The 21050-nt window shown below is 69.2% G+C and carries 17 protein-coding genes, 1 tRNA gene and 6 pseudogenes; 12 read left to right on the top strand and 12 right to left on the bottom strand.

All coding sequences use genetic code 11. The features are described from left to right. On the top strand, positions 1-525 hold a 525-nt coding region (locus tag ABT116_RS25880; RefSeq protein ID WP_351638279.1), incomplete at its 5' end, for an FG-GAP repeat protein. 116 nt (positions 526-641) lie between these two features. Beyond that, complete coding sequence (locus ABT116_RS25885; protein ID WP_351638281.1) at positions 642-1652, top strand: Yip1 family protein; 1011 nt, start codon at positions 642-644, stop codon at positions 1650-1652. A 66-nt stretch (positions 1653-1718) separates the two neighbouring features. On the opposite strand, the gene ABT116_RS25890 is transcribed toward ABT116_RS25885, so the two are convergent. Both ABT116_RS25890 and dcd read right to left on the bottom strand, forming a co-directional pair. Continuing rightward, the gene (locus tag ABT116_RS25890; RefSeq protein ID WP_351638284.1) at positions 1719-2222 is read right to left on the bottom strand and encodes a phosphoribosyltransferase; all 504 of its coding nucleotides are present in this window, start codon (positions 2220-2222) and stop codon (positions 1719-1721) included. Between the two features lie 5 nt (positions 2223-2227). Beyond that, entirely contained in the window at positions 2228-2803 is a 576-nt protein-coding gene (gene dcd, locus ABT116_RS25895) for a dCTP deaminase (RefSeq protein ID WP_053670409.1), read from the bottom strand. Positions 2804-3363: 560 nt separating this feature from the next. On the opposite strand from dcd, the gene ABT116_RS25900 reads away from it, so the two are divergent. Continuing rightward, positions 3364-3437, top strand: a tRNA-Gly gene (locus tag ABT116_RS25900). Between the two features lie 79 nt (positions 3438-3516). On the opposite strand, the pseudogene ABT116_RS25905 reads toward ABT116_RS25900, so the two are convergent. The 4 genes and pseudogenes from ABT116_RS25905 to ABT116_RS25920 form a co-directional block, all read right to left on the bottom strand. Next, a pseudogene (locus tag ABT116_RS25905) lies at positions 3517-4089 on the bottom strand (tyrosine-type recombinase/integrase); the annotation flags it as partial. Between the two features lie 48 nt (positions 4090-4137). Then, a complete protein-coding gene (locus tag ABT116_RS25910) occupies positions 4138-4824 on the bottom strand; it encodes a response regulator (protein ID WP_351638287.1) in 687 nt (228 codons plus the stop codon). Continuing rightward, positions 4821-5981, bottom strand: a complete 1161-nt coding sequence (locus ABT116_RS25915) for a sensor histidine kinase (RefSeq protein WP_351638291.1) — start codon at positions 5979-5981, stop codon at positions 4821-4823. Before ABT116_RS25915 ends, ABT116_RS25910 begins: the two co-directional genes overlap by 4 nt. A gap of 27 nt (positions 5982-6008) precedes the next feature. Then, positions 6009-6797: a hypothetical protein gene (locus tag ABT116_RS25920; RefSeq protein WP_351638294.1), complete on the bottom strand. Its 789-nt coding sequence runs from the start codon at positions 6795-6797 to the stop codon at positions 6009-6011. 165 nt (positions 6798-6962) lie between these two features. On the opposite strand from ABT116_RS25920, the pseudogene kilB reads away from it, so the two are divergent. Then, a pseudogene (gene kilB, locus ABT116_RS50925) lies at positions 6963-7381 on the top strand (plasmid transfer protein KilB). Between the two features lie 168 nt (positions 7382-7549). Beyond that, positions 7550-7786 (top strand): hypothetical protein, encoded by a 237-nt coding sequence (locus tag ABT116_RS25930; protein ID WP_351638299.1) that lies wholly within the window; start codon positions 7550-7552, stop codon positions 7784-7786. A gap of 894 nt (positions 7787-8680) precedes the next feature. Here the strand turns inward: ABT116_RS25930 and ABT116_RS25935 are convergent. From ABT116_RS25935 to ABT116_RS25950, 5 genes and pseudogenes are all read right to left on the bottom strand, one after another. Beyond that, positions 8681-9403: a hypothetical protein gene (locus tag ABT116_RS25935; RefSeq protein WP_351638302.1), complete on the bottom strand. Its 723-nt coding sequence runs from the start codon at positions 9401-9403 to the stop codon at positions 8681-8683. A gap of 444 nt (positions 9404-9847) precedes the next feature. Beyond that, positions 9848-9925: pseudogene (locus ABT116_RS50930) on the bottom strand (phosphotyrosine protein phosphatase); the annotation flags it as partial. 32 nt (positions 9926-9957) lie between these two features. Continuing rightward, positions 9958-10251, bottom strand: a pseudogene (locus ABT116_RS50935) (helix-turn-helix domain-containing protein); the annotation flags it as partial. Between the two features lie 107 nt (positions 10252-10358). Next, positions 10359-10484, bottom strand: a pseudogene (locus tag ABT116_RS50940) (TetR/AcrR family transcriptional regulator); the annotation flags it as partial. A 54-nt stretch (positions 10485-10538) separates the two neighbouring features. Next, a complete protein-coding gene (locus tag ABT116_RS25950) occupies positions 10539-11174 on the bottom strand; it encodes a TetR/AcrR family transcriptional regulator (RefSeq protein ID WP_351638304.1) in 636 nt (211 codons plus the stop codon). A 136-nt stretch (positions 11175-11310) separates the two neighbouring features. Between ABT116_RS25950 and ABT116_RS25955 the strand changes: the two genes are divergently transcribed. The 6 genes and pseudogenes from ABT116_RS25955 to ABT116_RS25980 form a co-directional block, all read left to right on the top strand. Beyond that, the gene (locus tag ABT116_RS25955; RefSeq protein WP_351638307.1) at positions 11311-12456 is read left to right on the top strand and encodes a VOC family protein; all 1146 of its coding nucleotides are present in this window, start codon (positions 11311-11313) and stop codon (positions 12454-12456) included. Beyond that, positions 12453-13430: a fumarylacetoacetate hydrolase family protein gene (locus tag ABT116_RS25960; protein ID WP_351638309.1), complete on the top strand. Its 978-nt coding sequence runs from the start codon at positions 12453-12455 to the stop codon at positions 13428-13430. The genes ABT116_RS25955 and ABT116_RS25960 overlap by 4 nt, the downstream gene beginning before the upstream one ends. Before the next feature lie 19 nt (positions 13431-13449). Further along, a complete protein-coding gene (gene mhpA, locus ABT116_RS25965) occupies positions 13450-15054 on the top strand; it encodes a bifunctional 3-(3-hydroxy-phenyl)propionate/3-hydroxycinnamic acid hydroxylase MhpA (protein ID WP_351638312.1) in 1605 nt (534 codons plus the stop codon). Beyond that, a complete protein-coding gene (locus tag ABT116_RS25970) occupies positions 15051-17045 on the top strand; it encodes an acetoacetate--CoA ligase (protein WP_351638315.1) in 1995 nt (664 codons plus the stop codon). Before mhpA ends, ABT116_RS25970 begins: the two co-directional genes overlap by 4 nt. An 89-nt stretch (positions 17046-17134) precedes the next feature. Next, positions 17135-17449 carry a hypothetical protein gene (locus ABT116_RS25975; protein WP_351638318.1) on the top strand — a complete coding sequence of 105 codons (315 nt, stop codon included), beginning with the start codon at positions 17135-17137 and terminating at the stop codon, positions 17447-17449. Between the two features lie 69 nt (positions 17450-17518). Then, a pseudogene (locus tag ABT116_RS25980) lies at positions 17519-18248 on the top strand (IS5 family transposase); the annotation flags it as partial. Here ABT116_RS25980 and ABT116_RS25985 read toward each other — a convergent pair. Beyond that, positions 18240-18722, bottom strand: a complete 483-nt coding sequence (locus ABT116_RS25985) for a hypothetical protein (RefSeq protein WP_351638320.1) — start codon at positions 18720-18722, stop codon at positions 18240-18242. The pseudogene ABT116_RS25980 and the gene ABT116_RS25985 overlap by 9 nt on opposite strands. 321 nt (positions 18723-19043) lie before the next feature. Between ABT116_RS25985 and ABT116_RS25990 the strand changes: the two genes are divergently transcribed. Next, positions 19044-21050, top strand: a 2007-nt coding sequence (locus ABT116_RS25990; RefSeq protein WP_351638323.1) for an RICIN domain-containing protein, incomplete at its 3' end; no start/stop codon positions are given.

The following is a 21050-nucleotide window of genomic DNA, read 5'->3' on the forward strand; positions in this document are numbered from 1 at the left end:
GACAAGAACGGCTACGGCGACATCGTCCTCGGCGTGCCGGACAAGGACAACGGCAAGGGCGCGGTCACGATCTGGCGCGGCACGTCGTCGGGCCCAGGCACCTCGGCCACCCTCACCCAGGCCACCTCCGGCGTCTCCGGCAGCCCCGAGGCGGGCGACGACTTCGGCTACGCGATCTCGGCCGCCGACACCAACGGCGACGGTTACGCGGACCTCGCGGTCGGCGTCCCGCACGAGGATGTGGCGGGCGACCAGGACCAGGGCGGCGTCCACGTGTTCCGCGGCGGCTCCGGCGGCCTCAGCGGCGCGCGCTCCTCGTGGATCGCCCAGACGGTGCTCGGCCCGGCCGACTCCCACACCGCCTTCGGCTACACCCTGCGCCTGCGCGACCTGACCGCCGACGGCAGGGCCGACCTGGCCGTCGGCGCGGCGAGCGGCGCGCTGCTCATGCCCGGCACGAGCACGGTCCCGACGAAGACCGGCGCGATCGTCCTGCCGGAACTGGGCGGCGCCCTCCCCGACTGACGCCGGCCGAGTGGGCCCGGGCGAATCCGCCGGGCCCACTCCGGCGGACCCGGGCGAGGCCCTTACGGCCCAACCCCGACACCCCACGGACGCCCAAAGCCCCTTCCCCTTAAGGGATGTCACAGCTCGGCCGCAAAGCCGGGCCCGGAAGCCCGGGCCCGGCACGCCACCGCCGGGGACCAGGTACGTTCGAAGACGTGGCTGGATTCAGGATCGGACGCGGCCGGAACAACGGCGCTCCTCAGACGCGACCGCACAACCCTCCGTACGGGCAGCAGACGCCGCAGGGACCGCCGTACGGCTCCCCGCCGGCGCCGCAGCCGTACCCGCAGCAGCAGCCGTACGGCAACGGCGGCGGCCCCACGTGGCCGCAGCCGAACGCCGCACACGGCGGCGGCTACGGCGGCCGGGGCGAGCCGGAGTACTTCGGTGACGGCGCGTACCCGCCCGGCCCGCAGGGTCCGGCCGACCCGTACGCGGCGAACAACCCGGGCCACACCCAGGCCTTCTCGGTCGGCGACGACCCCTACACCCAGGGCGACACCTACCGCGCCGGCTCGGCGGCCCCGGCACCCGGCCCGGTCGGCCCGCGCCTGCACTGGAAGGCCCTGCTCCGGGGGATCGTCCTCGCCCCCAGCCAGACGTTCCTGCAGATGCGGGACTACTCGATGTGGGGCCCGGCCCTCATCGTCACGTTCCTCTACGGCCTGCTCGCCGTCTTCGGCTTCGACGGCGCCCGCAAGGATGCGATAAACGCCACACTGTCGAACGCGGTGCCGATCGTCCTGACGACGGCCGTGGCGATGGTGCTCAGCGCGTTCGTCCTGGGCGTGGTGACCCACACCCTGGCCCGCCAGCTCGGCGGCGACGGCGCCTGGCAGCCCACGGTCGGCCTGTCGATGCTGATCATGTCCCTCACGGACGCGCCGCGCCTGGTCTTCGCGATGTTCGCGGGCGGCGACGCGATGTTCGTCCAGCTGCTGGGCTGGGCCACGTGGGTCGCGGGCGGCGTCCTGCTGACCCTCATGGTCGGCCGCTCCCACGACCTGCCCTGGCCGAAGGCGCTGGGCGCGTCGGCGATCCAGCTGATCGCGCTGCTGTCGATCGTGAAGCTGGGCACGGTCTGAGGCTCAGCGGATACGAGAGAGGGGCTCCCCACGGGGAGCCCCTCTCTCTGTCTCTGATCTGGCTGGTCAGGCGTCGAGAACCTGCCCCGCCCGACGCACCACCGGCGGTTCGACACTCCACGGGAAGTTGAGCCAGTCGTCGGTGCGCTTCCACACGTACTCGCACTTCACCAGCGACTGCGACTTCTCGTAGACGACGGCGCTGCGCACCTCGGCGACGGTGTCGAGGCAGAAGTCGCGCACCAGCTTGAGCGTCTTGCCGGTGTCGGCGACGTCGTCGGTGATCAGCACCTTCTTCTGCGAGAAGTCGATCACGTTCGGCACGGGCGCGAGCATGACCGGCATCTCGAGGGTCGTCCCCACACCGGTGTAGAACTCCACGTTCACCAGGTGGATGTTCTTGCAGTCGAGGGCGTAGGCGAGCCCGCCGGCCACGAAGACGCCGCCGCGGGCGATGCTGAGGACCACGTCGGGCTGGTAGCCGTCGTCGGCGATGGCCTGCGCGAGCTCGCGCACGGCGACGCCGAACTTCTCGTAGGTCAGGTTCTCGCGTACGGCATCGGTGTTCATGTCGCTCACACCTGGGTCCGGTGGAAGTTGAGGAAGGACCGGGAGGCGGTCGGCCCGCGCTGCCCCTGGTACCGGGACCCGTACCGCTCGCTGCCGTACGGGAAGTCGGCGGGCGAGCTCAGCTTGAACATGCACAGCTGCCCGATCTTCATGCCCGGCCAGAGCTTGATGGGCAGGGTGGCGAGGTTGGACAGCTCCAGGGTCACGTGCCCGCTGAAACCCGGGTCGATGAAGCCGGCCGTCGAATGCGTGACCAGCCCCAGCCGCCCCAGCGAGCTCTTGCCCTCGAGGCGGGAGGCGAGGTCGTCGGGCAGCGTGATGACCTCGTAGGTGCTGGCGAGGACGAACTCCCCGGGGTGCAGGATGAACGGCTCGTCGCCCTCCGGCTCCACGAGCCGGGTCAGATCGGCCTGCTCGATGGCGGGGTCGATGTGCGGGTACCGGTGATTCTCGAACACCCGGAAGTAGCGGTCCAGCCGCACATCGATGCTCGACGGTTGCACCATCGCGTCGTCATACGGATCGATCCGCACCCGTCCGGCGTCGATCTCGGCCCGGATGTCCTTGTCTGAGAGAAGCACGTCCCGAGGATACGCAAGGCGCGCGGAGCGACCACAACCGGACGTCTCCGCGCGCCTTGTGCCTGTTGCTGTCTGCTGCTGTGTCCGTCACCTGCTGCTACGGCTGCCGCCGCTGCAGCTGTTGCCGCCGCTACCGCTTCTGATAGCTGACGGGCACCACGCTCCGGAGCCGCGCACATCGCGGGCACCGAAGCAGCCGCCCGGGGCCGAGCCGCTCGGCCTGCTGCATCGGGAACGAAGCGGTGCTGAACACGTGCCCATCGGCACAACGGACGACGGTGCGCTCCATCAAGTCCAAGAGTCCCTTCCCCAAGAGCCGCGTCTGGCTGTTGCTTGCCTGACGACAAAAGCCACAGTACGGGATCAAAGGGACGGCCTTACAGGCGGCACTCCGGTCCCGCCCGGGCCCTCTCACGCCCTCCCACCGTACGCCCCAACTCCGTTCCCCCGCAGCCGCATCCCATCCCTGAAACGCCCTCAGGCCCCGCGGCATCAACACCGGGGGCCTGACATGAGGTAAAGTGGCGATCGCTCGGACACCGACTCGGTCGGCGTCTTACGCGGGTGTAGTTTAATGGTAGAACATCAGCTTCCCAAGCTGAGAGCGCGAGTTCGATTCTCGTCACCCGCTCCATATGAAACCCCCAGGTCAGAGACCCGGGGGTTCTTTGTTGTCTAGACCGGTGGGCCGGTCGCGCACCATAACCGCACCATTAGCTCTCGGCAGCCTCCTCACTGTGGTGCGCGGGGCTGTCCTTGTGGGACTTCGCACGCTCGGCGCGCACGAGGTCGTCGAGCCCGGCGGCCACCTCCCGCTGCCGCTCCTCGTCGGAGTGCTGATAGATCAGCGCGGCCTTCTCGGAGGACTGCCCGGCACGGACCATCGTGTCCTTGAGGGTGGCGCCGGAGCGGGTCGACAGGGTGTGCCCGTTGTGGCGGAGGTCGTAGAAGCGGAAGCCGTCCGGGAGGCCGGCGACCGCGCGAGCACGGCGCCACTTCCGGCCGAAGGAGGTGCGCCGGAAGGGGGCGCCCTTCTCCCCCACGAATAACAGGCCTTCGGGTCCCTGCTCGGCGTACCAAGCGAGGTGCCGCTTCACTTCCTTGTGGAGGAAGGCCGGGAGGACGACCGTGCGAATGCCCGCATCGGATTTGGTCTCGCCGGGAGCGCGTCTGCCGTTCGTTCGCTCGGGCTCGGCGACACGGACGCGGACGCGGACGCGGAGGTTGTCCAGGTCGACGTCTCGGCGGCGAAGGCCGGCCAGCTGCTCCGGTCGCATCGGACCGTGCACCCATGAGGTGTGCACCTCGGGCCTCTGATGAGGGCCGTCCCAACGTCACACTCCACGTCGGCTGTCGCCCACGAGCCCGGTCTCGTAGGCGACTATCACGAGCTGGGCACGGTCGCGCGCACGCAGCTTGGTGAGCAAGCGTCCGATATGGGTCTTGACCGTGGCCAGGCTCAGATGGAGGTGCTCTGCGATCTCCGTGTTGGACAACCCCCGCGCGATCAGGCCGAGCACCTCCAACTCCCGGTCGGTGACTCCGTCCAGCGAGCGGCTGGGTGGGCGTGCAGGCTCCGGGCGGCGGGCGAACTCCGCGATCAGGCGGCGGGTCACCGAGGGAGCGAGCAGTGCCTCGCCCGCGGCTACGACGCCGACGGCGGTGAGGACCTCTGAGGGCGGAGTGTCCTTGAGCAGAAAGCCCGCGGCGCCGGCGCGCAGGGCGGCGTAGACGTACTCGTCCAGGTCGAAGGTGGTGAGGATGAGGACCCGGACGCCGGACAGCACCGGGTCCGAGCAGATCAGCCGGGTCGCCTCGATGCCGTCGAGGTCCGGCATGCGGATGTCCATGAGCACGACGTCCGGCCGTTCACGGCGGGCGAGTTCGACGGCCTCCGCTCCGTTCGCGGCCTCGCCCACGGCTGTCATGCCGGGCGTGTGGTCGACGAGGACCCGGAAGCTGCCGCGCACCATCGCCTGGTCGTCGGCGATCAGTACCCGGACCGGGGGCACGTCGGTCATGGCTGCTGGTTCCCTTCGGTGGGCAGGCGGACGGACACCGCGAAGCCGCCCTCCGGCCGGGGGCCCGCCTCGAAGCTGCCGCCGTACATCATCACCCGTTCACGTATTCCCAAGAGTCCGTGTCCGCCCGGCAGTTCGCGGACGGGATGCCCGGGTGCGGACGGTGGTCCCTCGTCCGCGATGTCGATGCGGATCTCTCGTTCATCCGCCTCGACGGTGACCTGGCAGCGGGTCGGGGCGGCGTGCCGGACCGCGTTGGTGAGGGACTCCTGGACGATCCGGTAGACGGTCAGTTGGGTTCCCTCGGCCAGAGCCTCCGCGGCGCGCACCGTCAGGTCGACGTCCACCCCTGCCCGGTTCGCCTCGGCCGCGAGCGAGTCGAGGCGGTCGAGGCCCGGTGCAGGCCCCAGGGGTGCGCCCTCGGTGCGCAGTACGCCGAGCGTGCGCCGCATCTCGGCCAGCGCGGAACGGCTTGTCTCCTCGATGGCCTTGAGGGCGGCCCGCGCCTCCTGCGGGTCGGCCTCCGCCACGTGCCCGGCGACACCCGCCTTGACAGCGATCAGGCTGAGGTTGTGCGAGACGATGTCGTGCAACTCCCGGGCGATCCGCAGGCGTTCCTCGGCCAGTGCGTGCTCCGACCGGCGCCGCTGTTCCCGGACGGCCCCAGCCCGGCGGCTGCGCACGGTGAACCCCGCGCCCCAGGCCCCGCCGATCACCAGGAGCACGAGACCGGCCACTCCAACGGCACCCCGCCCGTATTCGGCGGGAGTGACCACCGCCTCGCCGAGATACACGGCACCGCCCGCCACCGGCAGCGTCATCGCGAGTGCGGGCACGGACCGGCGGGTGGGTTCGGCCAGTCCGACGAGGTAGGCGGCGAGCCCGGCGGCGGCGTACGGCTCGCGGGGGATGTCGAGCAGCGACGCCGTGGTCAGTGCGGCCAGCACGGTCACCAGGACTGCGAGCGGCCGACGGCGGCGTACGGCGATCGGCAGGCCGACAGCGGCGGCGATCAGACAGCCGAGCCAGAACGGTCCTGTGTAGACGGGCTGGCCGTCGTCGGCGGTCAGCCGGGCGAAGCCGATGTATACGGCGGTCAGGGCCAGGGCCGCGCAGAGGTCGAGGGCGTAGAGATGGCGCTGCCGCTTGGGCTTCATGGTCCGACCGTACTTGGACGTGTGCACTCAACCGGCCTGTCCGAGCAGCACCATCAGTCCGAGCGTGACCAGGGTCAGCGGCACCCAGCGCAGCACCGCCGCCCGGCTGGGGCGGGGCGCTTCACGCAGTAGCACCAGGCCCAGCGGCACCAGTGCGGCGCACAGTCCTGCCAGGGCCACCAGCGACAGGGGGGTGGTCCCCTTGAGTACGCCGAGGGGCAGCGCCGCTGTGAGGCCGAGTGCGGCAGCGCGGACCGGGCCGAGCACCCCGGTGCGCCAGGCGCCGAGGGCAAGGACGATCCACCCGGAGAGGATGGCGAGGTTCAGCGTGGCGAAGACGTGGAAGGCGCCGTAGCCGGCGGAGACCGCTTCGGTGGCGGGCCCAGCTCCCTCGGAACGCACGAGCTGAAAGGCCAGATGGTCCACTCCGGCGTGGAAGGCGCGGGCGAAGAGTCCAAACATGACCAGCACCCCGCCCCACAGTCCCCAACCGGCACTGCGGGCCCCGATCCGTGCGGCCACCACGGCCACGGCGGGCCAGAGCAGCAGGCTGCCCGCGGCAAAGAGGCCGTATGCGGTGGCCATCAGGGTGGGGTGCCGCTCGTACGCGGCGAGTTGATCGGGGTAGAAGAAGTGGAAGCGGGCCCGCAACAACGCGCCGGTCAGCATCAGGAGTGGGCCGAGCACCATGGCAGACCCGCCCACCCAACGTCCGGGAAAGCCGGTGGCCTCCAACCGCTCCACAGGCAACGCGCCATGCAGTCGGACGCCGATCGTCGTGACCGGGATGGCCATGGATGTCTCCGGGTTCGTCATACCGACGACGATGCCTTCGCCGCCCCTGCGGGGCGTCGGACCAGGAGCTGAACCGCAGGGTCAGACCTGGGTATGACCCACCAGGCTGCCTGAACAGTCACTGCCTCCAGCCCGCAGCAGACGCCTTGCCAGGAGGGCATCCCTGCGGAACGCATTCAGCACACATTGGGACGGGAAACCCCCGCGAAAAGGCAGGAGCGACTCGATGCTTACTCCGCTTATGCTGGCGCACTCATCAACTACCGCCGCTTCCTGGTACATCTCTGGTTCTGCGAACACGAACAACCGCCACACGAGGACCCCAGCGTGGTGCGAGTCCGCGCATACGACCTGCGTTCCAACGCGCAAGAGGCCCTCCTCCGGGTGCAGATCTCACCGATGACGACGCCTTGAGCAAGGCGGCAGAAGCTGCACTTGCGGACGTCACGGCCCTGCCCAAGACGGACAGCAGGACCGAACTCGACCAGCGCAGGGTGAAGACCCGCGACGACATCAGTCGACTGGTCAGAGCGTCCAAGCGCCATCTCCTGATGCGCCTGCCAGTCCGTCAGAGCCGTGTGCCGCACCACAAGCGCACCAGATGAGGCGGGGAACAGCAGGGAATCACGGTGAAAGCGGTCCAGCCTGAGGAGGCAGCAACCGGGGCGTTCCCCCAGGTCATTACCCGGGTAGGCGCCAAATGCTCGCAGCTTCCCAAGCTGAGGGCTCCTACCGACCTTGACCACATCGGTCCCCGCTGATCGGCTGTGCCCATGACCACGGACCCAAGCGAGTACGAGAAGGCGATGCCGATAGTGGCGGCCCATCTGGCGAAGATCGAACGAGCCGTCGACCGAACACGTGCCTCCCACGCCGGGCATCCATACGCGACAGTCCATCAGGCTCTCGTCCGGGCACTGCAGGACGAAGACGCTCAACGAGTCGTACCTCAGGTCATCGACGAGCTCGCGCGGCAGATCTCCGAGGACCCGATCAAGCCCCCTGCCTGACATCCACACCTGACATCAACGAGGGCAGACAGCAGCAACCACGAACGACATGCGGCGGCCGCTCGCCCCTCGCATCCGAGCGCCGCGAAGCCCTTCGGATCGAACTCCTAAAGCGGGTGTCGCAGGCACGACCAGGGACTAGAGGACCTGACGTCGGCCGGCCAAATCTGCGCGCATCACGTCGCGCAGGCACTGTTGGCTATCCCTTACCGCTCGCCCAGCCGTCGCGTATGCGTCAGTGCCGAGTAGATCTCCGCGCCCCACGCAATCGCGTAAGTCGCGCATGGCGATCATTGATGCCCATACTTGCTCCACCACCGGTGCCGGGGCACTGATCACAAGCTGTGCCCTCAAGGAGTACAGAGCGTCGGCCCCGAAGGCATCGTGGGCCGCTTCCAGGAGAGCGTCTTGGCCTGGCCTTTTCACCCGTGCAGCAAGCTGGTGTAGGCGCTCGCCAGCTCCGTGAAGTGTTGACAAGTACTCGCCGTACAACTGACGGCGGACATTCCGATCTTGCGCGGCCAACTGTTGCTGCCACTGCCCGCGTTGCGCCAAGAGCGTGCTACCTGCGCCGATGACGGCCCCTAACAACGCCGAAGCCGGAGACATCCAATCCACCTGATGACTGTGGCACGTGCCAGCTTGGACGTCCATGAGGCAAACAGACGGGGAGCTGCCGCGGCCATACGCCTCGTCACCGAGAGCAGAGGCTCGTGCCAGACCCGTGCCAGATCCTGCGGGGAACCACGGGGAACACGGGAAACCAGATCAGTGATCAACGGGACGCCGAACTCGCTCCACCACAGGTCAGCACTGCAACGCCCTGAAGATCACCTCAGCTTCCCACGCTAAGGGCCTGTCAGCCATCATCACGGGCTGCCGCCGCGGCTTGTCCTAGAGCTCCGCGTCCCAGCGCGCTTGCAGGGACGCGCCGCCGGCAAGGCCCTCGTCGAGGAACCCAGACAACTCTTGGAGCGCGTCCAAGGCGCGCTGGAGGTCGGGGCGGCGCTCACCATTAGCGATGGCGAGGTGGAACCAGATGAGGGGGTCTGCCCACACCCTCCGATCCGGTTGCGAAAGGAGGTCGCAAAATTCTCTATAGCTCCTGAGTCGTCCTTCAGGTTCAAGAAAGACGTCGGTACCGATGCTTGACTGCGTCGCGTAGTAGACGTCACAGGCGGCGAAAGCTACGTGGACCTTCAATATCAGGGCGGAAAGTTTCGTGTCATCCTTTCCCGGCAAGCGCAGGAACGGTATGTCGTGACGCGTGCGAGTCATCTGGGCGAACAGACAGGAAGTCATCCAGATGCTTGAAACCAGCGCGACGCCCGTCCCGGCAAACCAAGCGGGGCTCTTTCCGTCGACTTCCTGCGGTTCGTTGAGGACCTGAGCCGGTCGATAGAAGCCATGCCGGTCCACAGCAGTGGCGTAGAGCGAGAGCCGGTGATGAGCTTCTGCGGTGTGCCACCTGAGGGGGTTGAGATACGAGAGGTTCTGAGTCTCGCGTTGAGTGCGTTTGCTATCTCGCCGTTGCTGATGGCTGGTCAGCCACACGAGCCCCATGGAGATGGCACCGGAGGTTAACGCCGAGATCAGCGTCACCGAAAGGGTGTCCACGCAACTGTCTCCTTCATCCGCGCCCATACAGCGACGCCGGAACAGGCTTGTCTTCAAGGGCCCGCTGGACACCGCCCCGTCGAGGTCGTGGCCTGCTGACGGAGCTGGCCATCCTGCCATCGACGGGCGCCGCCTTGAGTCCGCACCACAAGCGCACCAGAACGAGCGGGGAACAGCAGGGAACCACGGTGAAAGCAAACCAGCCCGCATAGACCGCAGTCCAGCCGTTCGCCCAGGTCAGACCTCTGCCCAGCCCTAAAGTGTCACAGCTTCCCAAGCTGAGAGCGCGAGTTCGATTCTCGTCACCCGCTCCATGATGAAACCCCAGGTCAATGGCCTGGGGTTTGCTTGTTGTCTAGACCAATTTGGGGGTGGCGTGCTCTCTGTGTGCCCTGAGTCGAGGTAGAGCGATCACCGCAGAGGCATTCAGGAGCCCCTTTGCGGTCACTCGACTCGGTCCTCGATCTCGTCGCGGATGGGGCGTACGGCGTCGACGCCCTGCCCTGCGGGATCGTCCAACTTCGCTTCGCGAGGCCATGAAGCGGCTCTTCACCGGCCAGCCCATCCGCATCGAAGGTACGGCGGTGCATGTCTTCTGGTTCAGGATCGGCGGTGGAGGCATCGGGCGCAGAGGCGAGGCCCAGCCGCTCGGGCGGAACCTTGAGTTCCTGCGATACGGCACGCAGGACACGGTTGTCCTCCGTGCCACGGCCGCTCTCCAGACGGCTCACCTTGGACTGGTGGTAGCCGAGCGCGGCGGCGACGTCCTTCTGCGAGCGTCGCTGTAACACCCGTGCCCGACGGATGGCGTCGCCGATCCGTCTTGCTTCACTGTGTGCTTCGGCCATCTGCCACGGGCCCTTCCGCCGTCGCCGATCCTGCCTGCCCAACCGAGCTCAGACCAGCCGTACTTCGCCCGACAGACGGTGGACGCGGTAGCCGGCTGGAAGGCGGAACTGGACGACGAGCTGGTGCACACCGCAGAGCTGGTGATCAGCGAGCTGGTCACCAACGTGCGCTCGTATCCGCGCTCGCCTGCAATCTCCGCCGCCGCGTCGAGGATGCGCTGCCGCGACTCCACTCCATTGGCGCGCTTCCTTCGCGTGGCCGGCGGCCCACCTGCGGTGCCAGATCGTCAGACCAGATCGGGCAGCGGGCGCCGGGCGACCTCGTGGGCGTCGTCCGATGGGACGCCCAGCATGCGCAGGACCATCTCGGCGAGGTTCACCGCGGCCTCGTCGCCGTCCAGGTCGGGGCGGGCGAACCTCAGCTCCACCAGGGACAGCAGGGTCCCGCCCAGCGCGGACAGGGCCACGACCGGCTCGACGGACGTGAAGCGGCCGGAGGCGATGCCGACCTGGAGATCGCGCAGAGCCCGGATGACCAGACCGTTTTCCGAGTGGAGGTGGCCGAGGCCCCGGCGGCGCAGGACCTGCATGAGCTCCGGGTGGGACTCGGCCATGCGGGCGCTGAGCCGGAAGCCGGCGGCGACGAGTTCCGCGGGGTCGTCGATCCCGGTCAGCCGCTCGTCGAAGGTCTGGCCGAACTCCTCCAGGGCGTCCGTCACCGCCGCCTCGAACAGCTCCGTCTTTGACTCGAAGTGGTTGTAGAAGGAGCCGAAGCCGACGTCGGCGCGCTCGGCGATCGCCTGGATGCTGGCGCCGGTGTCCCCGGTCTCGGCGAGGATCTGCCGGGCGGCGCGGACGAGTGCCCTGCGGGTCTCGGCGCGGCGCCGCTCGAACCGGTTGCTGGGCGGGGCTGACGTGGGCATGAGCCGAGTGTAGCTGCGGAATCCACCACTGCCACAGTTCTGATGAAATCCTCATCTCATAGCGGCTTGCCTATTGACGAGGATCCTGTCAGTGATGATGATTTCCTCATTACGGCAATGTTGCTCGGAGGGCACCATGTCTGAAACGCGCGTGGCCCAAGCCGCCGTCGCGACGCCCCACCAGGACCTCCACAGCGAGCAGGGCGCCCTGCGCGGCGAACATCCCGGTCGCTCCCGGAACCCCGTGATCAAGGTGGCGGACCTGGCGTGGCTGGAGTTCGAGAAGCCCGACCTGGCCCGGGCGGAAGTCTTCGCCCGGGACTTCGGGTTCGGCATCGCCGCCCGCACGGAGAGCGAGCTGTGGCTGCGGGGTACCTTCGCCGGCCCGCCCTGCATGGTGATCCGGCGCGGTCGTACGTCCCGTTTCATCGGCCCGGTGTTCCGGGCGGCAGAGCGGGCCGACCTGGACCGGCTGGCGCGGGCGACCGGGACGGCCGTACGGGACGCGGACGTGCCCGGCGGCGGCAAGGTGGTCGACCTGCTCGACCCGTCCGGCTTCCCGGTGCGGGTCGTGCACTGCGCCGAACAGCTCCCCGAACTGCCGGGACAGCGGCCGCTGCTCCTCAACTTCGGCACGGATCACCGTCGTGTCAACGCCACGCAGCGCCCACCGCGGGAGCCGTCCCGGATCCAGCGGCTGGGTCATGTGGTGCTGGAGACACGGGTGTTCGCCCGTGCCCTGGACTGGTATCTGGACACGCTCGGGATGATCGTGTCGGACTTCCTCTTCCTGGACGGGCAGCGCGGGCGCGGCCCGACGATGGCGTTCATCCGTTGCGATCTGGGCAGCGTGCCCGCCGACCACCACACGCTCGCGATGCACTTGGGACCGGGGACGGGGTACGTCCACTCCGCCTACCAGGTCACTGACCTGGACTCGATCGCAGCGGGCGGCAAGTACCTGGCCGAGCGCGGCTACAAGCGCAGTTGGGGCATCGGCCGGCACATCCAGGGCAGCCAGCTCTTCGACTACTGGCGCGACCCCGACCACTTCATGCTGGAGCACTTCGCCGACGGCGACCTGTTCTCCTGCGACGTCGAGCCCGGCTGGGCGCCGATGTCGGCGAGCGGGCTGGCCCAGTGGGGTCCGCCGGTCACTCGGGACTTCCTGGGCGCGAGCCCGTCCCCCGCCAAGGTCCGCGAGGTGCTGCGCGCCCTGCGCGGCGACAACGAACTGGACCCCGAACGTCTCCTGGGCCTGATGAAAGCGATGAACTCATGAGCACCAACGTCCTGCGCACCGCCGACGGCTGGTGGGTCGTCCTCCCCCAAGCTCTCGACTCCGCTCGAGCGGGGGGGACCCCCACCGAGCGCGCCGTCCCCGTCGACACCAAGGCCGTCACCACCGCCGAGCTGATCGCCGACCGTGCGGCCGTACGAGAGGCAGCACTTTCGGGTAAGGCAGGCACGCCGGTCGCCGACCTCGTCGTCCTCTCACCGGTCACCACGCCTTGCCGGGTGGTCTGCCAGATGGTCAACTACCGCAGCCACGCCCGTGATTCGGGCTTCACCGGCGACATCCCGCCCGCCTTCTTCCGCAAGGCGTCCGGCTCGGTCAGCGGCCCGGGCGAGGCCATCGTCCGCCCCTCCCATGTGAAGTTCCTCGACTACGAGATCGAACTCGGCCTGGTCATGGGGGCCCCGCTGCCCATCGGCACGGTCGTCGAGGAGGGGGACCTGCCGTCGTACGTGGCCGGGCTCGTGGTCACCAACGACGTCAGCGCCCGTGAGGTCCAGCTGACCAAGACGCAGTTCTACGAGAGCAAGTCGTACCCCACCTTCACTCCGACCGGGCCGTACCTCGCCCTGCTGGAGCCTGAGGACTTCGCCCACCTCCTCGACCTGCGGCTGAAGCTGTCCGTCAACGGCGAACTGCGCCAGGACCGCACCCTCGCCGACATGATCGTCCTCCCGGCACAGGCCCTCACCCTCCTGGCCCGCTTCCAGACCCTCGACCCCGGCGATCTGCTGCTCACCGGCACCCCCGGCGGTACGGCCCTCAAGGCCCCGCCGAAGCCGGTCGAGAAGATCGGTGCGCTGCTGCCGCCCGCGGTGAAGTGGAAGGCGTTCTTCAAGTCCCAGGCCAAGAACCCCCACTACCTGCGGCACGGCGATCTCGTCACCGCCTCCATCGCCACGCCGGACGGCCGGATCGACCTGGGCGAGCAGCGCACGCCCGTGGCCGACGCGCACTGAGACCCGAAGTGAGCCGCACATGACCGTCCAGCACAACTCGGCAGACGTACCCGTGGTAATCGTCGGCGCCGGGCCCGTCGGCGTGACCGCCGCCCTGCTGCTCGCCCGGCGTGGGGTGCGTACCGTCGTCCTCGAACGCCACCAGGACGTCTACCCCCTGCCGCGTGCCGTCGCCACCGACGACGAGGTACGCAGGATCCTCCAGGTCGCCGGAATCGCCGACGAGTTCGCCGCCATCGCCCGTCCCGCGCGTGGACTGCGGCTGCTGGACGCCCGGCACCGAGTGATCGCCGAGTTCCCGCGGTCCCCGCACGGCCACCACGGCTTCCCGCAGACCAGCATGTTCGACCAGCCCGAGCTGGAGCGGCTGCTGCGCGAGGCACTCGCCCGCCGCCCGGAGTGCGAGCTGCGGGGCGGGGTCGAGGTGACGGCGGTCGAGCAGCCTGCCGATGGACCGGTCCGCGTCACCTACCGCGACGACGACGGCGAGCACCTGCTGCTCGCGGACGTCGTGCTCGGCTGCGACGGCGCGGGCAGCCTCACCCGCGACGCGATCGGCGCGGGGTGGGAGGACCTGCGCTTCGAGGAACACTGGACCGTCATCGACGTGACGACAAAAGCCGCCGTCCGCTGTTGGGAAGGCGTCGACCAGGTCTGCGACCCGCACCGCCCGGCCACCTTCATGCGCATCGGCGAGGACCGCTACCGCTGGGAGTTCCGGCTCCGTGCGGGGGAGGGCCTCGACGGCCCCTACGGGTGGGAGCGACTGCGCGAGCTGGTCGCCCCCTGGGTGGACCTCTCCCGCCTCTCCCCTGCCGACGACTTCCACGTCATCCGGCAGGCCCGGTACACCTTCCGGGCCCGCATCGCCGACCGCTGGCGCCTCGGCCGCGTCTTCCTCCTCGGCGACGCCGCCCATCTCACCCCGCCCTTCGTCGGACAGGGCCTGTGCTCGGGGCTGCGCGACGCCTACAACCTGACCTGGAAGCTCGCCCGCGTCCTGAAGCAGGGCGCCGACGAAGGGCTGCTGGACACCTACGAGCGGGAACGCAAGCCCCACGCCCGCCGTGTGATCCGCCTCGCGGTCGCCACCGGCTGGGCCATGACCGGCGGCCAGGACCGCGCGGCCGCCCTGCGCCGCACCGCCGTCGCCGCGGCCTGCCGCATCCCCGGGGTGACGGACAGGGCGAGCCGGGACCTCGGCCGCCCGCTGCGGGTTGGTCCGCTCGTACGCCGCAGCCGGCTCGGCGGGACTTTCTGCCCGCAGCCCAGGGTGACCACCGAAGGTGGACAACATGTCCGTCTCGATGACGTCCTCGGCGACTCCTTCGCCGTGCTGACCGCGGTCCCGCTGCCGCCCTCACTGCGTGCGCTCACCGACGGACTCGGCGCCCGGGTCGTCGACGTACACGAGACCGGCGACGACGGCAACCTCGCCGCCTGGCTGCGCGCAGGCCGTGCCGACGCCGTCCTGCTGCGCCCCGATCGCGTCGTGATGGACGTCGTCCCGACCGGCGGCGGCCACTTCACCGGCACCGCCGCCTGGGCGCCCCTGCTGTGCACCACCCGCGGGCCCGTCGAACAGCCCGTATCCGCACCCCTGTCGAGGAGTTCCGCGCGATGACCACGCCGTACAGCCGTCCCTTCTGGACCCCGGACCCGGAAGCCGCCGCACGCAGCCGGATCGCCGACTTCGGCCGCTGGGCCGCCCGGCACCGGGGCGTCGAAGCCGACCTCTCGGACTACTCCGCCCTGCACCGCTGGTCGGTCACCGACCTGGAAGGCTTCTGGGGAGCGGTGTGGGAGTACTTCGACATCGACGCGGAGACGCCGCACGAGCGGGTCCTGGCCGAGGAGACCATGCCCGGTGCCCGCTGGTTCTCCGGCGCCACCCTCAACTACGCCCACCATGCCCTGCGCGATCTCACGGAGGACGACCCGGCGATCGTCGCCCTGGACGAGACGGGTTCCGGGTACGAGGTGACCGGAGGCCGCCTGCGCGCCCAGGTCGCATCGGTCGCGGCGACCCTGCGCGAGCTGGGCGTGGGGCAGGGCGACCGCGTCGTCGGCTACCTGCCCAACACGCCGCACGCGATCGTCGCGTTCCTTGCCGCGGCGAGCCTGGGGGCCGTGTGGTCGGTATGCGGGCAGGACTTCGCTCCCAAGGCCGCCGCCGACCGTTTCGCCCAGCTCGAACCCACCGTGCTGATCGCCGCCGACGGCTACCTGTTCAACGGCACCACGCATGACCGCCGGGAGGCCACCCTCGAACTGGCCCGAGCTCTGCCGACGTTGAAGGCCACCGTACTGGTCGACCACGTCGGCCTCTCCGGACTGTCGGCCACCTACCCGTCGCTGGTCCTCCCGTGGGAGGAGACGGCGACGCGCACCGAGGAACTCACGTGGGCGCCCGTGCCGTTCGACCACCCCCTCTGGGTCGTCTTCTCCTCCGGCACGACCGGCCTGCCCAAGGGCATCGTCCACGGCCACGGCGGTGTCCTGCTGGAGCACCTCAAGACCCTCGCCCTCCAGTCCGACCTGGGCCCCGGCGACCGTCTCCTGTGGTACACCACCACCCACTGGATGATGTGGAACCTCGTCGTCTCCACCCTCCTGACGGGCGCCACGACCTGCACGTACGATGGCAGTCCGGCGCCCCTGGCCGAGCCGGACCTCCTGTGGAAGCTGGCGGACCGCCACCAGGTGACCGTCTTCGGCACCAGTCCCCAGTACCTGCTGGGCATGGCCAAGTTCGGCATCGACCCGTCCGTCCACGACCTGTCGTCGATCCGAGTGGTCGGCTGCACCGGCTCCGCCCTGCCGGCCTCCGCCTACCCCTGGGTCCGCGACCACGTCGGCGACCACGTGCTCCTGGCGTCCATCAGCGGCGGCACGGACGTGGTGTCCGGCTTCGCGGGCAGCGCGCCCAACACCCCTGTCTGGGCAGGCGAGTTGTCTTCACCTCACTTGGGCGTGGCGCTGGCCGCGTACGACGCCGAGGGCTTCCCGGTCGTGGACCAGGTCGGCGAACTGGTCGTCACCCGCCCGATGCCGTCCATGCCGCTGTACTTCTGGAACGATCCCGACGGTGCCCGCTATCGCGAGGCGTACTTCTCCAGTTATCCCGGTGTGTGGCGGCACGGCGACTGGATCACCCTCACCTCCCATGGCTCGGTGATCGTGCACGGCCGCTCCGACTCCACGCTCAACCGCAACGGCGTACGGCTGGGCAGCGCCGATATCCACGATGCCGTCGAACGTCTTCCCGAGATCACCGAAGCCGTGGTCATCGGTGCGGAGGAGCCGGACGGCGGCTACTGGATGCCCCTGTTCGTGGTCCTCGCGGCCGGCGCCGAACTGGACGACGCGCTGAGCGACCGCATCCGCGAGGCCATCCGCACCGGCGCCTCACCCCGCCACGTCCCCGACGAGATCATCGAGGTGCCGGCCATCCCGCACACCCGCACTGGCAAGAAGCTCGAAGTCCCGATCAAACGCCTGCTCCAGGGCGCCCCGGTCGAGCAGGTCGTCAACCCGGCCGCCGTGGACAACCCCGACCTCATCGACCACTACGCCCGCCTCGGCGCCGAACGGCGTGCGCAGAGGCTCGGCTAGCTCCGACCCACATCCAGAGAGCCGACCACCATGGCTACGCCGTCCTGGAAGTCTTCGGTCCCGCTGTCTCCGGCGGTGGCCCGATCGCAGTGCTCGGCGAGTTGCGCGACCAGCAGCAGGCCGCGCCCGCCCTCGTGATCTACGGCAGCCACTACCGACCCTCCCTGCCCGACTCGGTCGCCCAACTCCCCGCCGAAGCAGCCGAGTCCGTACGCCACTCGGCAGCCGCCGGCCTCTACGTCGCCGACCAACTCGGCGCCCGGGGTGAGGCCCTCGCCGACGGCGTCAAGAGCGCTTTCATGGACGGTCTGTCCGCTTCCCTGATCGCCGTGAGTGTCGTCGTTGTCGCCGCGGCGATCGGCGCCCTGCTGCGCGCACCGAAGACACCGCCATCGGCCGACTGACCCCTGCGGAGGCAAGGGCAGCGAGGTGCGGGCAAGTATCCGCACCTCGCTGTCCTGGGTGTCCCGCGGCGACGTGATCGTGACCGCGAGGCCCTGGCCGCAATCATCTTCGTGGCCACCTCGGGCTGCACCTGGCGGCAACTTCCACCGGTGTTCGGTCCGAGCTGGCAGACGGTCTACCGGCGGTTCGCCCAGTGGAGCCGGGCCCGCGTCTGGGCAAGGCTCCACCGTGTCGTCCTCGACGAACTCGGCGCCCGCGGTGAGCTCGACTGGTCGCGGTGCGCGATCGACTCTGTCAGCCTCCGGGCAGCAAAAGGGGGCCATTGACCGGACCGAATCCGACCGACCGCGGCAAGCTGGGATCGAAAATCCACCTGATCACGGACCGGAACGGGCTCCCACTGTCGCTGGGCATCTCGGCTGCCAACATGCACGACAGCCAGGGCCTTCAGCCCCTCGTGCGTGGCATCCCGCCCATTCGTTCTCCCCGCGGACCCCGTCGCCGCCGCCCGTCGAAGCTGCACGGCGACAAGGGCTACGACTATGACCACCTGCGCCGTGGCTCCGCAAGCGGGGCATCCGCCATCGCGTAGTCCGCAAAGGGATTGAGCCCTCGCAGCGGCTTGGCCGCCACCGATGGGTTGTCGAGAGGACCGTGTCCTGGCTCGCCGGCTGCCGTCGGCTCCATCGCCGCTACGAACGCAAGGCAGAACATTTCCTTGCCTTCGCCGGCATAGCCGCAGCCCTCATCTGTCACCGCCGACTCGTCCGTGTGGACGGGCATCACCAGTCAGTGTGAGGCTCCGACGCTGCTGACCCAGACACCGAGGGGCTTGATCTCCGGCTCGGTCTCGGTCTGTTCTGAGAGGCTCTGCGCGTCGTCCAGGTCCGACCAGGCGATGAAGCCTGGCTCGCTGTCGGCCAGAAATCCCTCGACGACCGGACCGAGGTCGTCGGAAGCCACATAGCTGCCTCTGAACGGCAACGCATCCCGGGGCACAGAACCGGTCGAGCACCGGAGCTGTCCTGCCTGTTTGTCGTGCCATACGTAGAACGTCGCCACCCCGGAGAAGCCCAGATCGCGGATGCGTTCCCGGATGGCAGCAGCAGTCCGCTCGAAGGCAGCCACCACGTCGGCGACGGACAGCGAACTCCTGTCCTCGTCAGCCGTACCCAGCGACCAGGTGTTGGTCTCCCACTCCACCCGCCGGTCAGCCGGCTCCAGCACCAGAGGTTCGTCCGCTACCTCAGCGATCCACGTCAACAGCACCACAGCAGTATCCCTGCACAGCTCGACCAAGAGCCGTCAAAAGAAGCGACGTCTAAGTCGAGGCCGGGCCCGTACGCCTGTGCCGCCCCTACGACCGACCGCCGGGCTCCGCCCCCTCGCGTCGCCGGTCCAGGTAACCGATGTACGAGGTCGCCATGACCCCGTGCAGTGCGTCGTCAGGTCGGCCGCGTGCAGTCCGCAAACAAGTTCCCGGCTCGCGGCAACCTTGTGGGGCGCCTGTGACCACAAGGGGTCGGATCCGGCCACTGCGGTGCCCGGATTCGCCTTCCTCTGGTGAACGGTATGCAAGGAGAACGCCTCCCCATGAACAACCCCACGAGCGGCAGGCGCCGCGGGCGGCACCGCCGCCGCTGGACCACCACCGTCCTGCTGCTCGGTGTGCCCGCCGTCGTCGTGCCGTACCTCCTGTTCGTGCAGGAGGACTCGCAGGCCGCGACGGTCGACGGCGATGCCTACTACCAGCTGGTCTCCGTGCACAGCGGCAAGGTGATGGACGTCGACGCCTTCTCCACCGCCGACGGCACTCGCATCCAGCAGTGGACCGACCAGAACACCGCCAACCAGGAGTGGAGGCTGAAGCCCACCGGTGACGGCTACTACGAGCTGGTGAACCGCAACAGCGGCAAGGTGCTGGGCATAGCGGGCAATTCGACCGCTCAAGGGGCCGCCGCGGAGCAGCAGACCGACACCTCCTCCGCCTCCCAGGAGTGGCGGATCAGCGATGTGAGCGGCTCCGACGCCGTCACCTTCACCTCCCGCAGGAGCGGTCAGGTCCTGGACGCCTCCGGGGGCTCCACCGCCCAGGGCGCGGCGGTTGTCCAGTATCCCGCCAAGGGCGGCAGCAACCAGCAGTGGAAGCTGGTGAAGACGGGCGCGGCCCAGGCGTCCGGGACCGGCGGCACGCTGACCAAGGCGTCGGCCGGACCGTATGTGTGGAAGAACGCCCAGGTGGTGGGCGGCGGTTACGTCACCGGTCTGGTGTTCAACCAGAAGGAGAAAGGCCTGCTGTACGCGCGCACCGACATGGGCGGCGCCTACCGCTGGGACACCGCCGCCGAGCAGTGGATCCCGCTGACCGACTGGATCGGCGAGAAGGACTGGAACCTCCTGGGCATCGACTCGGTGGCCACCGACCCCGTCGACCCCAAGCGGCTCTACCTCGGGGCGGGCACCTACACCAACGACTGGGCGGGCAACGGCGCGATCCTGCGCTCCACCGACCGGGGCCGCACCTTCAAGCGCACCGATCTGCCGTTCAAGCTGGGCGCCAACGAGGACGGCCGCGGCGCGGGCGAACGGCTCGTGGTCGACCCCGCGGACAACGGCAACCTGCTGCTGGGCACCCGCAAGAACGGCCTGTGGCGCAGCACCGACCACGGTGTGACATGGCGCCAGGTCTCGTCGTTCCCCGTCAAGGACGGGGCGGGCAGCGGCGCGGGCATCTCCTTCGTGACGTACGGCCCGGCCGGCAGCAAGACGATCTACGTCGGCGTCAACGACAGGTCCACCTCCCTGTACCGCTCCACCGACGGCGGCAGCACCTGGCAGGCCGTCTCCGGGCAGCCCACCGGCCAACTGCCACAGCACGGCGTGCTCTCCGGTGACGGCTCGCTGTACCTGACGTACACCAACAACCTCGGACCCAACGGCGTGACGGCGGGCTCCGTGTGGAAGTACACGCCGGCCCGCGGGGCGTGGAAGAACATCTCCCCGTCCCAGGGCGACTACGGGTTCTCCGGTCTGGCCGTCGACCCGCGCAAGCCCTCCACGGTGATGGTCACCACCCTCGGCCGCTGGTGGCCCGAGGACGAGATCTACCGGACCACCGACGGCGGCGCCAACTGGAGGGCACTGGCCGACAAGTCGGTGCGCAACGCCTCCGCCGCTCCTTACGTCGGCACCCACACCGGGCACTGGATGACCGCCCTGGCCATCGATCCCTTCAACTCCGGGCACGTGCTGTACGGCACCGGCAACGGCATCCTGCGCAGCAAGAACGCAGGCGCCTCCGACAGCGGCGGCACCAGCCGCTGGAGCATGGGCGCCCGAGGGCTGGAGGAGACCGCCCTGCTGGACGCGATCGCCCCGCCCGGCGGCGCCATCGTCATCACCTCCATGGGCGACCAGGGCGGCTTCCGGCACGACTCCCTGACCAAGGTGCCCTCCGGGCGGCTGAAGAACCCGATGATGACCAACAGCACCGACATCGACTTCGCCCAGTCCAAGCCCACGATGATGGTCCGCGTCGGCCGTGGCGGCGCGCAGGACGGCGCATACTCCACCGACGGCGGCAGCAACTGGACCGGCTTC

This window comes from Streptomyces sp. NPDC002130 (genome assembly GCF_040296465.1).
Lineage (GTDB): Bacteria > Actinomycetota > Actinomycetes > Streptomycetales > Streptomycetaceae > Streptomyces.